Origin of the sequence: Streptomyces venezuelae (assembly GCF_008642295.1) — a bacterium.
GTDB classification, from domain to species: Bacteria; Actinomycetota; Actinomycetes; order Streptomycetales; family Streptomycetaceae; genus Streptomyces; species Streptomyces venezuelae_C.
In genome coordinates this window covers 5,504,181-5,519,566 of the sequence record NZ_CP029190.1, presented here as the reverse complement: position 1 = coordinate 5,519,566, position 15,386 = coordinate 5,504,181, and the positions used below count along the sequence as shown (strand labels likewise).

11 protein-coding genes are annotated in these 15,386 nt (G+C 71.1%); 7 read left to right on the top strand and 4 right to left on the bottom strand.

Going from position 1 to position 15,386, the window contains the following annotated elements:
- Window positions 1-15: 15 nt before the first annotated feature.
- Window positions 16-3,555 carry a DNA polymerase III subunit alpha gene (gene dnaE, locus DEJ50_RS24835; RefSeq protein WP_150210322.1) on the bottom strand — a complete coding sequence of 1,180 codons (3,540 nt, stop codon included), beginning with the start codon at window positions 3,553-3,555 and terminating at the stop codon, window positions 16-18.
- A gap of 134 nt (window positions 3,556-3,689) precedes the next feature.
- Between dnaE and DEJ50_RS24830 the strand changes: the two genes are divergently transcribed.
- From DEJ50_RS24830 to DEJ50_RS24805, 6 genes are all read left to right on the top strand, one after another.
- On the top strand, window positions 3,690-5,015 hold the full coding sequence (locus DEJ50_RS24830; RefSeq protein WP_150210321.1) for a DUF2252 domain-containing protein: 1,326 nt from the start codon (window positions 3,690-3,692) through the stop codon (window positions 5,013-5,015).
- A gap of 78 nt (window positions 5,016-5,093) precedes the next feature.
- Window positions 5,094-5,789 carry a hypothetical protein gene (locus tag DEJ50_RS24825; protein WP_150210320.1) on the top strand — a complete coding sequence of 232 codons (696 nt, stop codon included), beginning with the start codon at window positions 5,094-5,096 and terminating at the stop codon, window positions 5,787-5,789.
- A gap of 58 nt (window positions 5,790-5,847) precedes the next feature.
- Entirely contained in the window at window positions 5,848-6,642 is a 795-nt protein-coding gene (locus DEJ50_RS24820) for a DsbA family protein (protein WP_150210319.1), read from the top strand.
- Window positions 6,643-6,772: 130 nt separating this feature from the next.
- Window positions 6,773-8,428 (top strand): alkaline phosphatase D family protein, encoded by a 1,656-nt coding sequence (locus tag DEJ50_RS24815; RefSeq protein ID WP_150210318.1) that lies wholly within the window; start codon window positions 6,773-6,775, stop codon window positions 8,426-8,428.
- Window positions 8,429-8,635: 207 nt separating this feature from the next.
- Window positions 8,636-9,631 carry a zinc metalloprotease gene (locus tag DEJ50_RS24810; protein ID WP_223837901.1) on the top strand — a complete coding sequence of 332 codons (996 nt, stop codon included), beginning with the start codon at window positions 8,636-8,638 and terminating at the stop codon, window positions 9,629-9,631.
- Window positions 9,632-9,665: 34 nt separating this feature from the next.
- The gene (locus tag DEJ50_RS24805; protein ID WP_150210317.1) at window positions 9,666-11,351 is read left to right on the top strand and encodes a serine/threonine-protein kinase; all 1,686 of its coding nucleotides are present in this window, start codon (window positions 9,666-9,668) and stop codon (window positions 11,349-11,351) included.
- A 3-nt stretch (window positions 11,352-11,354) separates the two neighbouring features.
- Here DEJ50_RS24805 and DEJ50_RS24800 read toward each other — a convergent pair whose 3' ends face one another.
- Window positions 11,355-11,924 carry a dienelactone hydrolase family protein gene (locus DEJ50_RS24800; RefSeq protein ID WP_150210316.1) on the bottom strand — a complete coding sequence of 190 codons (570 nt, stop codon included), beginning with the start codon at window positions 11,922-11,924 and terminating at the stop codon, window positions 11,355-11,357.
- Between the two features lie 50 nt (window positions 11,925-11,974).
- Between DEJ50_RS24800 and DEJ50_RS24795 the strand changes: the two genes are divergently transcribed.
- Entirely contained in the window at window positions 11,975-12,931 is a 957-nt protein-coding gene (locus DEJ50_RS24795; RefSeq protein WP_150210315.1) for a mechanosensitive ion channel family protein, read from the top strand.
- Between the two features lie 144 nt (window positions 12,932-13,075).
- Here the strand turns inward: DEJ50_RS24795 and DEJ50_RS24790 are convergent, their stop codons facing one another.
- On the bottom strand, window positions 13,076-14,677 hold the full coding sequence (locus DEJ50_RS24790; protein ID WP_150210314.1) for a sensor histidine kinase: 1,602 nt from the start codon (window positions 14,675-14,677) through the stop codon (window positions 13,076-13,078).
- A complete protein-coding gene (locus DEJ50_RS24785) occupies window positions 14,674-15,354 on the bottom strand; it encodes a response regulator transcription factor (protein WP_150210313.1) in 681 nt (226 codons plus the stop codon). Before DEJ50_RS24785 ends, DEJ50_RS24790 begins: the two co-directional genes overlap by 4 nt.
- Window positions 15,355-15,386 lie beyond the last annotated feature (32 nt).

The following is a 15,386-nucleotide window of genomic DNA, read 5'->3' as shown; positions in this document are numbered from 1 at the left end:
TACGGCCGGCCGGTCTCAGCCGGCCAGGCAGGACGGGCCGAGCAGCACCTTCAGGTCGCCGAAGAGGGCGGGGTCGGGCTGGACCCGGTGCCGGTCGAGCCGGAGCACGGTGGTGGTGCGCGGGCCCTGGAGCTTGATCCGGACCTCGGTGTTGCCCTTGTGGTGGCGCAGGATCTCGCCGAGCCGGGTGACCATCGGCGGGGTGACCTTGACGGTGGGGATGGTGAGGACCACCGGGGCGTTGGTGCCGGCCGAGGAGAGGTCGGGGACCATCATCTCCATGGCGACCAGCCGGGGGACGTCCTCCCGCTTGTCCAGGCGGCCCTTGACGAAGACCACCGTGTCCTCGACCAGCTGGGTGGAGACCAGCTGGTAGGTGGCCGGGAAGAACATGCACTCGATGGAGCCGGCCAGGTCCTCGACGGTGGCGATGGCCCAGGCGTTGCCCTGCTTGGTCATCTTGCGCTGGAGGCCGGAGATGATTCCGCCGATGGTGACCACCGCGCCGTCGCTGTGCTCGCCGCCGGTGAGCTGGGAGATGCCGGCGTCGGTCTTGTCGGAGAGGACGTGCTCCAGGCCGAACAGGGGGTGGTCGGAGACGTAGAGGCCGAGCATCTCGCGCTCCTGGGCGAGCAGGTAGGACTTCTCCCACTCCACGTCGGAGAACTCCACGTCGAGGCCGAAGCCCGGCTCGCTGGTCTCCTCGTCGCCCATTCCGCCGAACAGGTCGAACTGTCCCTCGGCCTCCTTGCGCTTGACCGCCACCACGTTGTCGATCATCGATTCGTGGTGGGCGACCAGGCCCTTGCGGGTGTGTCCCATCTCGTCGTAGGCGCCGGCCTTGATCAGCGACTCGATGGTGCGCTTGTTGCAGACCACGGCCTCGACCTTGTCCAGGAAGTCGGGGAAGGAGGAGTACTTCCCCTTGGACTTCCTGGTCTTGATGATCGAGTCCACGACGTTCTGGCCGACGTTGCGCACCGCGGTGAGCCCGAAGAGGATCACGTCGTCGCCCTGGGCCGCGAAGTTCGACTCGGACTCGTTGACGTTGGGCGGGAGCACCTTGATGCCCATCCGGCGGCATTCGTTCAGATAGATCGCGGACTTGTCCTTGTCGTCCTTGACCGAGGTGAGCAGGCCCGCCATGTACTCGGCGGGGTAGTTCGCCTTGAGGTAGGCGGTCCAGTAGGAGACCAGGCCGTACGCGGCGGAGTGGGCCTTGTTGAAGGCGTAGCCGGCGAAGGGGACCAGGACGTCCCAGAGGGCCTGGATGGCCTGGTCGGTGTACCCGTTCTTGCGGGCACCCTCCTGGAAGATCGTGAAGTTCTTCGCCAGTTCCTCGGGCTTCTTCTTGCCCATCACGCGGCGCAGGATGTCGGCCTCGCCGAGCGAGTACCCGGCGATGATCTGGGCGGCCTTCTGCACCTGCTCCTGGTAGACGATCAGGCCGTAGGTGACCGCGAGCACCTCTTCGAGGGGCTTCTCCAGCTCCGGGTGGATCGGGGTGATCTCCTGCTGCTTGTTCTTGCGCAGCGCATAGTTCGTGTGCGAGTTCATGCCCATCGGGCCCGGCCGGTAGAGGGCGGACACGGCGGAGATGTCTTCGAAGTTGTCCGGCTTCATCAGGCGCAGCAGGGAGCGCATGGGGCCGCCGTCGAACTGGAAGACGCCGAGGGTGTCACCGCGCCCGAGCAGTTCGAAGGTCTTGGGGTCGTCGAGCGGGAGGGCCAGGAGATCGATGTCGATCCCCTTGTTGGCCTTCACCATCTTGACGGCGTCGTCCATGATCGTGAGGTTGCGGAGGCCCAGGAAGTCCATCTTCAGCAGGCCGAGCGACTCACAGCTCGGGTAGTCCCACTGGGTGATGGTGACGCCGTCGGTGTGCCGCACCCAGACGGGGACGTGGTCGGTGATCGGCTCGCTGGACATGATCACGCCGGCGGCGTGCACGCCCATCTGGCGGACCAGGCCCTCGACGCCGCGGGCGGTGTCGATGACCTTCTTCACGTCCGGCTCGTTCTCGTACATCGAGCGGATCTCGCCGGCCTCGCTGTAGCGCGGGTGCGAGGGGTCGAGGATGCCGGACAGCGGGATGCCCTTGCCGAGGACGTCGGCGGGCATGGCCTTGGTGAGCCGGTCGCCCATGGCGTACGGGTAGCCCAGCACGCGCGCGGAGTCCTTGATCGCGTTCTTGGCCTTGATGGTGCCGTACGTACCGATCATGGCGACCTTGTCCTCGCCGTACTTCTCGGTCACGTACCGGATCACCTCGACGCGCCTGCGCTCGTCGAAGTCGATGTCGACATCGGGCATGGAGACGCGCTCGGGGTTGAGGAACCGCTCGAAGATCAGGCCGTGCGGGATCGGGTCGAGGTCGGTGATGCCCATGGCGTAGGCGACGATCGAGCCGGCCGCGGAGCCTCGGCCGGGGCCGACCGCGATGCCCTGGTTCTTGGCCCACATGATGAAGTCGGCGACCACGAGGAAGTATCCGGGGAAGCCCATCGAGATGATGACGTCCATCTCGTACTCGGCCTGCTTCATGCGGTCCTCGGGGATGCCGCCGGGGAAGCGGCGGTGCATCCCCCTCATGGTCTCCTCACGGAACCAGGTGACCTCGGTGTAGCCCTCCGGGATGTCGAACTTCGGCATCAGGTTCCGGAACTTGAACATGCCCTCCGTGTCGATCTGGTCCGCGACCAGCTTGGTGTTGGCACAGCCCTCCTGCCAGGCGTCCGAGGAGTCGATGGCGTACATCTCGTCCGTGGACTTCAGGTAGTAGCCGGAGCCGTCGAAGCGGAAGCGGTCGGGATCGGAGAGGTTCTTGCCGGTCTGGATGCACAGCAGGGCGTCGTGCGCGCCCGCCTCACTGGCATAGGTGTAGTGCGAGTCGTTCGTGACCAGCGGCGGGATGCCGAGCTTCTTGCCGATCTCCAGCAGGCCGTCGCGGACCCGGCGCTCGATCTCGATGCCGTGGTCCATCAGCTCCAGGAAGTACCGGTCCTTGCCGAAGATGTCCTGGTACTCGGAGGCCGACTTCAGGGCCTCGTCGAACTGGCCGAGGCGCAGTCGGGTCTGGAGCTCGCCGGAGGGGCAGCCGGTGGAGGCGATCAGGCCCTCCGACCACTGGCTGATGGTCTCCTTGTCCATCCGCGGCCACTTGGTCAGCCAGCCCTCGGCGTACGCGTCGGAGGACAGCCGGAAGAGGTTGTGCAGGCCGGTGGCGTTCGCCGCCCAGATCGTCTTGTGGGTGTAGCCGCCGGAGCCGGAGACGTCGTCCCGCTTCTGGTGCGGCTGGCCCCACTGGATGCGACGCTTGTTGCGCCGGGACTCGGGGGCGACATAGGCCTCGATCCCGATGATCGGGGTGATTCCGGCCTTCTGAGCAGAGTGGAAGAAGTCATAGGCCCCGTGCAGATTGCCGTGGTCGGACATCGCGATATGGGTCATGCCCATCTCATTGCACGCGTTGAACATGTCCTTCAGCCGCGCGGCACCGTCCAGCAGCGAGTACTGGGTGTGGACGTGCAGGTGCGTGAACGGCGTCTTGGTCACGACGGCAGACCTCCGGGGGGAGTGAAGGGGGCAGCTTTGAATCCTACGTCCAGCGGGTGACCGACCGCGGGCACGGAACGATAGCGTCGGGCGTTGCAACAGCCAGAAGACCCGCGCACCAGGAGGCACCAGCCATGGCGGTCCCCGAGACGACCGACGAGCAGCGCGCCGAGCAGATCCTCGACGTGTTCGACACCGCGTTCGGTGAACTGCTCGCCGCCGACCCCGCTGCCTTCCAGGTCAAGTTCCGGAAGATGGCGGCCTCCGCCTTCGCCTTCTACCGGGGCACGGCCTGCCTCTTCTACGCCGACCTGGAGCGCGACCGGCACGGCGGGCCCTATCTGGACGAGCGGACCGGCCGGGTGTGGATCCACGGCGATCTGCACGCCGAGAATTTCGGCACGTACATGGACGCCAACGGCCGGCTGGTGTTCAACGTCAACGACTTCGACGAGGCGTACGTCGGCCCCTTCACCTGGGACCTCAAGCGGTTCGCCGCCTCGATCGCCCTGATCGGCTACACCAAGGCGCTCAGCGACCCGCAGATCAGCGAACTGGTGCGGATCTACGCCGCCGCCTACCGGGAGCGGATCCACGCCCTCGCGGCCGGCGCCAAGCACGAGGAGGTCCCCTCCTTCACCCTGGACACCGCCGACGGCGCCCTGCTGGAGGCCCTGCGCGCGGCCCGCTCGCGGACCCGGTTCTCCCTTCTCGACTCGATGACGGAGATCAGGGAGTACGAGCGCCGGTTCGCGGGCGGCGGCGGCGCCATCGAGCTGGACGCGGCGACCCGGTACAAGGTGCTGGCCGCCTTCGACGGCTATCTGGAGACCCTGCCGGAGGAGTCCCTGGTCCGCCCGGACTCCTACCGGGTCAAGGACGTGGTCGGGCGCCGGGGCATCGGCATCGGCTCGGCCGGCCTGCCCTCGTACAACATCCTGCTGGAGGGGCACAGCGACGCCCTGGAGAACGACGTGGTGATCTACCTCAAGCAGGCGCAGGTCCCGGCGGTCTCCCGGCACATCACGGACCGGGCGGTCCGGGAGTACTTCCGGCACGAGGGCCACCGGACGGTGATCTCCCAGCGGGCCCTGCAGGCGCACGCCGACCCCTGGCTGGGCTGGACGGAGCTGGACGGGTCCGGGCAGCTGGTCGCCGAGGTCTCTCCGTACGCAGTGGATCTGGACTGGTCCGACATCGACGACCCGGAGGAGATCGCGGCCGTGGTCGCGGACCTGGGCCGGGCCACCGCGACCATGCACGCCTCGGCCGACGAGCACGGCAGCGGCCACTCGCTGGTGCCGTTCTCCACCGAGCGGGCCATCGACGCGGCCATCGCGGCGGACGAGGAGGGCTTCGGAGAGCTGCTGGTGGACTTCGCCCATGCGTACGGGGCCCGGGCCCGGGCCGACCACCAGATCTTCGTGGACCTCTTCCGGAACGGCCGGCTCATCCGCTGACCTTCCGGCCGGCCGTCGGGCTGCCGATCCGGCGGGCGAATGCCGGTTTCACAGGGTCGCATGGCACACTCACGGGCGATGGACATATCGGGAGCACGGCTCAGGGGCCTGCGGGCGGCGCTGTTCAGCGCCCTCGTCGTGCTGCTCTCGGCCGGCTCGCACGTCCTGATGTCCCGGGTTCCGCTGCCGCCGACGCTGGTCGTCGGAGCCTTCGCGGCGGTCTTTGTGATCGCCTATGCCCTGGCCGGCCGGGAGCGGGGATTCGGCCCGATCGCCGGACTGCTGGTGCCGCTGGAACTGGCCGCCGACACGGCATTCACCGCCGGCCAGCACGTCTGTTACGGCCCCGCAGGCGGCCCGGTCTCCGGGCCGCTGCGCGCCCTGGGGCTGGAGGAGCTGTGCGGCGGCCCGCCGCTGGGCGGGCCGCTGGCCGAGGTGACCGGGCCCGCCGCCGATCCGGCCTCGCTGCTCGCCGCCCCCGGCCCCTGGGTGCCCTGGCTGCTGCTGGGCGCCCATGTCTCGGTCGGCCTGCTGGCCGCGCTGTGGCTGTGGCAGGGCGAGCGGGCGCTGGGCCGGCTGCTGCGGGCGGTGGCCGTGCTGGCCTTCCGGCCGCTGCTGCTGGCGGTGGCCTCGGGGGCGTCGGCCCTCGGCCCGGCCGCCCGGCGGGCGGTCCGGCCGGCCCGGGCGGGCGCCCGGGCCCGTACCCGTTTCCCCGCCCATTCCGTGGGACGGCGGGGACCTCCCGTTCCGGTCGCGGCGCCCTCCGGTGCCTGACCGACGTACGGCAGGACCTTCAATCCCCACCCCTCGTTCCCACCCACGGAGTACCACCATGAGTGCACGCAACAACAAGGCCAACAAGGCGGCGGCCCGCGAGCGGCTGCGCCAGGAGCGCGAAGCCCAGCTGAAGAAGGACAAGGCACGCCGGCAGGCCATCGTGGCCGGCTCGGTCGTCGGCGTCCTCGCCCTGGCGGGCGGCATCGGGTACATGATCATGGAGATGACCAAGCCGGACGCCTGGGAGAAGGCCGCCGACGCCCCGCTGGTCACCCCGAAGAACGCCTCCGGCGACAAGGGCACCACCGTGGTCGTCGGCAAGGCCGACGCCAAGAAGACCCTGGAGCTGTACGAGGACTCGCGCTGCCCGGCCTGCGCGGTGTTCGAGCAGTCGGTGGGCGAGCAGATCAAGAAGGACGTGGACGCGGGCAAGTTCAAGCTCCGCTACGTCGGCGCGACCTTCATCGACAAGGGCGTCACCGGCGAGGGCTCGAAGAACGCGCTGAGCGCGCTGGGCGCGGCGCTGAACGTCAGCCCCGAGGCGTTCCTGGAGTACAAGGCGGCGCTGTACTCGAAGGAGAACCACCCGGAGGAGACGGACGACAAGTTCGCCAAGGACTCCTACCTGATCAAGGTGGCGGAGGGGGTGCCGGCCCTGAAGGGCAACGCCGACTTCAAGGCGGCGGTGGAGAACGGCACCTACGACCGGTGGGCGCTGGAGATGTCGAAGGCCTTCGACGCGTCCGGGGTGAAGGGGACGCCGACCCTGATGATGGACGGCAAGAAGATCGAGACCCCGTCGACGCCGGAGGCGTTCACGGCGGCCATCGACACGGCCCTCAAGGGCTGATCACAGAAGCTGATCAAACGGCCTGAACGGTACATTCAGGCCAATGGGCGGGCGGACTCCGAGAGTTCGCCCGCCCGTTGCCGTCCCAGGGGTGTCACGGTAGCCATACCGGTCGGTAATATGATCATCCGTGACCAGTCAACTCCCCTTTTCTTCCGCGGCTTCGCCGCGCCGTCGTACGGTCGTCCTGGCCGCGGCGGCCACTGCCGCCCTCGCCCCGCTGACCCTCAGCGGCGGGCCGGCCCATGCGGCCGAGAACGCCCCGGCGTTCCTGCACGGTGTCGCCTCCGGCGACCCGCTTCCCGACGGGGTCCTGCTCTGGACCCGCGTCACCCCCACCGCCGCGGCCGTTCCCGGCTCCGGCGTGGGACCCGACACCCAGGTGGGCTGGGAGGTGGCCGAGGACAAGGCCTTCTCCCGGATCGTCGCGAGCGGCAGTGTGACCGCCTCCGCCGCGACCGACCACACCGTCAAGGCCGACGTACGGGGACTCCGGCCCGAGACGGTGTACTTCTACCGGTTCACCGCGGGCGGCACCGTCTCGCCCGTCGGCCGGACCCGCACCACCCCGGCGCACGATGCCACCGCCCCGGGGGTGCGGTTCGGCGTGGTGTCCTGCGCCAACTGGGAGTCGGGGTACTTCTCCGCCTACCGCCACCTGGCCGCCCGTACCGACCTGGACGCGATCCTGCACCTGGGCGACTACATCTACGAGTACCAGACCGGGGGTTACCCCGAGGCCAAGTACGTGGTGCGGCAGCACGAGCCGAAGCACGAGATCACCACCCTCGCCGACTACCGGCTCCGGCACGGCACGTACAAGACGGACGCCGACCTCCAGGCCCTGCACGCGGCCCACGCGGTCATCGCCATCTGGGACGACCACGAGTTCGCCGACGACACCTGGTCCGGGGGCGCCGACAACCACACCCCCGGCACCGAGGGCGACTGGGCGGCCCGCGCCGCCGCCGCCAAGCAGGCCTACTTCGAGTGGATGCCGGTCCGGGCCTCCATCGCGGGCACGGTCTACCGCCGGCTGCGCTTCGGCAACCTGGCCGACCTGCACCTGCTGGACCTGCGCTCGTTCCGCTCGCAGCAGGCCAAGACCGGCAGCGGTTCGGTGGACGACCCGGAGCGCACCATCACCGGGCGGGCGCAGCTGGACTGGCTGAAGGCCGGCCTGGCGAGCTCGGACGCGACCTGGAAGCTGGTCGGCACCTCGGTGATGATCTCGCCGGTGGCCTTCGCCTCGCTGCCCGCGCACCTGATGGCTCCGCTGGCGAAGCTGCTCGGCCTGCCGCAGGGCGGCATAGCCGCCAATGTGGACCAGTGGGACGGGTACACGGACGACCGCAAGGAACTGCTGGGCCACCTGAAGGACCGGAACATCCGGAACACCGTCTTCCTGACCGGTGACATCCACATGGCCTGGGCGAACGAGGTCCCGGTCAACATGGCCACGTACCCGGGTTCGGGCACGGCGGCCACCGAGTTCGTGGTGACCTCGGTGTCCTCCGACAACCTGGACGACATCCTGCACGTGCCGACGAACACCGCCTCGCTGGCGGCCGAGGCGGCGATCCGGTCCGCCAACTGGCACGTGAAGTGGCTGGACATGGACGACCACGGCTACGGCGTCCTGGACGTCACCGCGGAGCGCACCCAGATGGACTACTACGTGGTGTCCAACAAGGCGAAGCGGGACGCGAGCTCCTCCTGGTCCCGGTCCTACCGGACCATGAACGGTACCCAGAAGGTGGAGAAGGTCAACCAGCCGGTGCGATGATCACGCGGTGACATGATCACTGACTGACGCACCGTCAATCTTGCGGTTCACAACGGCGTTCGGAGACATCCGAGCGCCGTTGTGCGTATCCGGCAACAAATCTTTTACAGCAGATGTCTTGACGTTTCGATGACATGCACACGTAAGCTTCGCGCCAGTTGAGGAGATCATTCTCCGCCACCCCCACATCATCCGCGAGGAGCACACGTGCGCGCCGTTGCCCGCATATCCCCCCTTCTCCGTCGCCGCCTGATCGGCTCGGCCGCCCTGGCCGGAGCCCTGGCGCTGTCCCCGCTCTCGGCCCCGACCACCGTCGCCGCCGCCAAGACGCCCGCCGAGGTCTGCGCCGAAGAGACCGGCTCCGCCCCGGCGAACGCCCGCGTGGCCCGCCCCAAGGAGCAGCACGCGGCCGAGCCCAACGAGGTCACCGAGGCCCAGGCCCAGGCCATGGAGGCCGACCTGAAGGCGAAGCTGGACAAGAAGCTCAAGAACCAGCCGCAGCACGGGCTGAGCGCCGCCACGGCCGTCACCACCATCCCGGTCTACTTCCACGTCATCCACTCCGGCACCACCGGAAAGCTGACCGCGACCGACATCTCGAAGCAGATGGCCGTCCTGAACTCCGCCTTCGGCGGCCAGGGCACCGGCAACGCGAACTCCAACTTCCAGTTCACCCTCGCCGGCACCGACTACACGGACAACGCGAGCTGGTACAACCTGGCGTCCGGTTCCACCGCCGAGAAGAACATGAAGAACAGCCTGCGCAAGGGCGGCGCGAACTCGCTGAACGTCTACACCGCCAACCTCTCCGGCGGCCTGCTCGGCTGGGCGACCTTCCCGAGCTCCTACGCCTCGCAGCCCAAGATGGACGGCGTGGTCCTGCTGAACTCCTCGCTCCCGGGCGGCTCCGCCGCCAACTACAACGAGGGCGACACCGGCACCCACGAGGTCGGCCACTGGATGGGCCTGTACCACACCTTCCAGGGCGGCTGCAATGGAAGCGGCGACTCCGTGGCCGACACCCCGGCCGAGAAGACCGCCGCGTACGAGTGCCCGACGGGCCGCGACTCCTGCACCACCAAGTCCGGCGTGGACCCGATCCACAACTTCATGGACTACACGTACGACGCATGCATGTACCAGTTCACCTCCGGTCAGGTGACCCGGATGCAGAGCCACTGGACCGCATACCGCGCAGCCTGAGCGCGGACCGTCCCGACTCCCCTAACCTGGCGCCATGAGCGCGCCGGGGGACGTGATCGACGGACGGTTCGAGCTGGTTGAACGGCTCGGCAGTGGTGGGATGGGCACGGTCTGGCGCGCGCTGGACCGTGCCCTTCACCGCGATGTGGCCATCAAGGAGGTCCGGCCTCCGACCGGCGGGGAGGACCCGGAGACGCTGCGGGTGCTGCGCGAGCGGGTGCTCCGGGAGGCCCGGGCCCAGGCCCGGATCAGCCATCCGCACGTGGTCACCATCCACCACATCGTGGACGGGGACCCGCATCCCTGGCTGGTGATGGAGCTGCTGCCCGGCAACTCCCTCCAGCAACGGCTGGAACAGGGCCCGCTGCGGCCGGCCGAGGCCGTCCGGATCGGCCGCGAGGTGCTGTCCGGACTGCGCGCGGCGCACGATGCGGGGATCCGCCACCGGGACGTCAAACCCGCCAATGTGCTGCTGCGGGCGGACGGTTCGGCGGTACTGACGGACTTCGGCATCGCCGCCCTGCAGGGCGCTGCCTCGCTGACCCTGACCGGGGAGGTCATCGGCACCCCCGAATACCTGGCGCCCGAGCGGATCCGGGGCGCCGATCTGCCCGCCTCCGACCTCTGGTCGCTGGGCATGATGCTGTACGTGTGCGTGGAGGGCGTGAGCCCGATGCGCCGGGCCACCACACTGGCCACCCTCGCCGCCGTACTCGACGATCCGGTGCCCGCGCCCCGCCGGGCCGGCGTCCTGGGCTCCGTACTCGCCGCCGTCCTGGTCCGGGACCCGACGCAGCGGCCGGACGCGGCACGGCTGGATGCGCTGCTGGCGGCGGTGGCGGCGGGCGGTGCGGTGCCGCCGGAACCCACCCGGGTCGACCGGCCGCCGGTGGCGGCTCCGGCCCCGCCGCCCGAACCGCGGTCGCCCGGCAGCCGGTTCGGGCCGGCGCCGGTGCTGCCGGAGCGCCCCGCCCCGCGCCCGCCGCTGGCCGCGCCGACACCACCGCCGTACGAGGCCACGCCCCGGGATGCGCTGCCGACCCTCGGCAGCGGCGGGCCCGTTGATCCGGCCCCGCAGACCGGGCGCCGGCAGCGGCTCACCCCGCCGGCCGCGGCGGCGGCCGTCATCGCGCTGGCGCTGCTCGGCGTCGGCGGGTACGTACTCTTCAAGCCAGAGGCACCGGGTAGGGACGACGGCCGGAACCCGACGGTCCCGCCGGTGATCGCCACCACGGCATCGCCGCCGAAGCCCACACCGACGCCAACGCCGACGCCGCCGCTGACGCCCACACTGACGCCGACGCTGACGCTGCCCACCGCACTGCCCACGCCAGGGCCCACGCCCCCGCCCGCGACCCCCGCCACCAGGCCGGAACCCGAGCCGACCGGACGCTGGATCGCCCAGCTCCACTCCGAGCCCGAGAGCACCGGCACCGCCGCCCGGGACCGCCGGCTGGCCGCCGTCCGCACCACCGTCCCGGAAGCCCTGGTGCTGCGCAGCCGCGACCACGCCGCCCTCAACCCCGGTTACTGGGTGATCTACGCCCCGGGCCCGTTCGCCGACGGCAGGGCCGCCCTCGCCTTCTGCGCAGAGCGCGGCCGTACCACCGCCACCCTGTGCATCGGCCGCTGGCTCAGCGACGACCGGGCCGACCACGGCTACCAGTGCGCCCCGCCGGCCTCCGCACCGGCCGGCCGCTGCCGGCGCCCGGCGACCTAGAGATCAGATCGACTCGAGGAAGCCGAGCACGGTGGCCCAGGCCCGCTCGGCGGCCTCCGCGTCGTAGTCCGGCAGGTCCGGGTCGGTGAACAGGTGCCCGGCGCCCGGGTAGCTGTGGACCTCCACGTCCGCGCCCGCCCGCTGCATCCGCAGGTACCACGCGGTCAGCCAGTCGTGCGGCTCGAAGACGTCCGGGTCCGCGATGTGCAGCTGCACCGGCAGGTCGTCCACCGCCGCGTCGTCGGCGATGTCGGCGGTGCCGTGCATCAGGAGCAGGCCCCGGGCCTTCTCGTCGGCGAGCGCCAGCTGCTGGGCGACCGAGCCGCCGAACGAGAACCCGGCATAGACCAGCCCCCGGTCGGAGTACGGAGCGGCGGCGAGCACCGCCCGCTTGAGCAGCTCGTCCCGGCCCACCTCCTCCTGGAAGGCGATCCCCTCCTCGACGGTCTCGAAGGTCCGGCCCTCGAACAGATCCGGCACCTGCACCTGGTGGCCGGCGGCCCGGAGCCGGTCGGCGGCGGCGTGCACGGCGGGCCGCAGTCCGTACGTCGAGTGGAAAAGGATGATGTTCATGTGCCCATCGTGCCAGCCGGCGCCGACGGCGGTCGGTTACGGTCGAAGGCATGGAGACCGTGCTCCGCTCGATGCTGCTGCGCCGTTGTCTGCCTCCCCTGCTGCTCCTGCTCTGCGCGGCGGGAGTAAAGGCCTTCCTCCGGGACCCGGGCAGACTCGGGCAGCTGCTGACCCTGGTGGTGATCGGCGCGGCGGCCTGGCTGGCGGTCCGGATCGCCAGTGCGGTGGTGGAGGCCTCGTACGCACGGTATGCGGCCGGGAACACGGACGAGGCGCGGGTACGGCGGGTCCGCACCCAGGTGGAGCTGATCAAGCGGGTGGTGACCGCCGTCGTGGTGGTCGTGACGGTCGCCGCGATGCTGCTGACCTTCCCGGCGATGCGGACGGTCGGCGCGTCGATGCTGGCCTCGGCCGGTGTGCTGGGCATCGTCGCGGGCATCGCCGCCCAGTCCACCCTCGGAAACCTGTTCGCGGGGCTCCAGATCGCCTTCGGCGACACCGTCCGGATCGGCGACACCGTGGTGGTGGACAAGGAGTGGGGGAAGGTCGAGGAGATCACCCTGACCTTCCTGGTGGTGCGCACCTGGGACGAGCGGCGGATCACCATGCCGGTCTCGTACTTCACCTCCAAGCCGTACGAGAACTGGTCGCGCGGTGGTGCGGAGATGACCGGGACGGTCTTCCTGCACCTGGACCACCGGGCGCCGGTGGCGCTGCTGCGGGAGAAACTGGACGGGATCCTGAAGGAACTGCCGGAGTGGGACGGGCGGTCCAGCGGGCTGGTGGTCACCGACACCACCCCGCACACCATCCAGGTCCGCGCGGTGGTGACGGCGAAGAACGCCGACGACGTGTGGACCCTGCGGTGTGCGGTGCGGGAGCGGCTGATCGCCTGGCTGGCGGCGGAACACCCGTACGCCCTCCCCCGGATCGCAACCTCACCGGCCGCCGACCCCGCCGACGCCGAAGCCCCCGGAAGCGGCGGCCCCGAAGGCGACTCTGAATAGCGCCCCGCCACCCGGCGCCCGCTCCACCGTCAGCTCCGCCCCGTGCGCCCGGGCGAGCCCCATTCCTCACGCGCCGCTCGCACGACTCGGCCCCAGGGGGCCTCATCGGCTTCGTGGCGCTGCGCCGGACTCCGTCCGGCAGCCTCACCCGCCCGGCCACACCACCCGGAACAACGCCCCGCCGCCCGGCGCCCGCTCCACTGTCAATTCCGCCCCGTGCGCGCGGGCGATCTGGCGGGCCATCGCCAGGCCGAGGCCCGAGCCGGGGAGGGTGCGGGCGGTGTCGGCGCGGTAGAAGCGGTCGAAGACATACGGCAGGTCTTCGGGGGCGATGCCCGGGCCGTGGTCGCGGACGGTCAGGTGGGCGGGGGTGAGGTCCACCTCCACCGGGAGGCCGGACGGGCTGAACTTGGCCGCGTTGTCGAGCAGGTTGGACACCAGGCGGGCCAGCCGGGCGGGGACGCCGGGGAGGACGGTCTCCTCGGTGTGGAGGACGAACGGCACGGCCGGCCAGTGGGTGCGGGCCGCCTCCACGGTCCGCTCCACCAGCGGTGCCAGCCGTACCTGTTCGACCAGCGGCTGGGGCTCCTCGTCCCGGGCCAGCTCGATCAGGTCGTTCACCAGTGCGGTCACCTCGCGCAGCTGCCGGCCGAGCGCGCCGGCGGCCCGGTCGCGCTGGGCCGGGGTCAGCCGGTCGGCGCGGGCCAGCAGTTCGGCGTTGGTGCGGAGCGCGGTGAGCGGGGTGCGCAGCTCGTGCGAGGCGTCGGCGACCAGCCGGCGCTGGGCGGTGACGGACTGTTCGAGTTCGCCGAGCATGGTGTTGAAGCTCCCGGCCAGCCGGGTGATCTCGTCCTCCCGGCCCGGCGGCGGCAGTTCGATGCGGTGGCGGGGGTCGCGGGTGGCGGCGATGCGTTCCGCGGTGGCGGTCAGCCGGCTGACGGGGGCGAGGCCGGTCCGGGAGACCCAGTAGCCGAGCCCGGCGGCGAGCAGCACCCCGGCCGCACCGGTGAGGGCGAGGCTGTGGGCCGCCTGCCGGATGCCCTGCTCGACGGTGTCGGCGCGCAGCGCGACCCGCAGGGCGCGGCCCTTGGCGTAGTCGGTGGTGAGCATCCGGGCGGGATGTCCGTCGAGGGTGAAGTTGGTGTAGTACGGGGCGTGTTCGCCGGCTGCGACGAGCCGTGCGGGCTCGGCGGGCGGCAGCAGGTAGGGCGTACGGGGGTCCCGGGCAGGGTCGGCCGGCAGGATCTCCGCGCAGGCGGGTGCGGCCAGGAACCGGCACTGCCCGGACAGTGTGCCGGGGGGTGCGTCCCGGTACTGCTGGGCGACGAGCCGGGCGGACTGGGTGAGGTTGAGGTCGAGCTGGTGGTACAGCTGGGCCCGGACGATGAAGAAGGCGGCGGTGCAGACGCCGACGGCGACCAGGGCGACGGCCGCGGTGGCGGCGAGCGCGAGCCGGGTCCGCAGCGGCCGGCGCCGCCGCCACCGCGCCCCCAGCCTCCGCCGCCCGGAGGCCCGGCCGCCACCGGGCTCCGCCGCGGCGGAACCGGCCCCGCCGGGCTCCGCCGTGTGCGGGCGCGGGCCTGCACCGGAGCCGGCGCGCGGTGGCGCCGACAGCGGGTCCGGGGTCCCGGCCGAGTCCCGGCCGGTCTGCGCCGTGGGCCGGGTCCGCCCGGAGGCCCGGCCGGTGTCGGGGCCGTCGGCCGGGTCCGGGTCCCGGTCCGGGCCCGGGCCCGCAGGGCCCGTCATGCCGCGGCCAGGCGGTAGCCGACCCCGTGCACGGTGTGCACCAGCCGCGGCTCGCCGCCCGCCTCCAGCTTCCGCCGCAGGTAACCGACGTACACGGCGAGGGAGTTCGACTCCGGCCCGAAGTCCTGTCCCCACACCAGGTCGAGGATCAGCTCCCGCGGCAGCACCTGACCGGGATGCCTCAGCAGCAGTTCCAGCAGGGCCGCCTCGGTACGGCTGAACTCCAGCGGCCGGTCCCCCCGGCGTCCGGTCCGGGTCTCCGGGTCCAGGACCAGGTCCCCGAAGCCGAGCGGTCCGCCGCCGACCGGATCGGGGGCGGCCCGCCGCAGCAGGGCGCGGATCCGGGCCACCAGCTCGTCCAGGGCGAACGGCTTCACCAGATAGTCGTCCGCGCCCGCGTCCAGGCCGTCCACCCGGTCGCTGACCGAGTCCAGGGCGGTGAGCACCAGGACCGGCGTACGGTCGCCCAGCGCGCGCAGCCGCCGGCACACCGCGAGCCCGTCGAGCACCGGCATCCGGACGTCCAGGACGAGTGCGTCCGGCTGCCAGGACACCACCTCCGTCAGGGCCGCCAGCCCGTCGGCGGCGCCGCGCACCTCGTACCCCTCGACGGCCAGCCCGTCCTCGATCGCGGCCCGCACCTCGGGCTCGTCGTCCACCACCAGAATCCGTTGCATGGACAAAGCCTGCCAAACAGGCCCGGAGAACC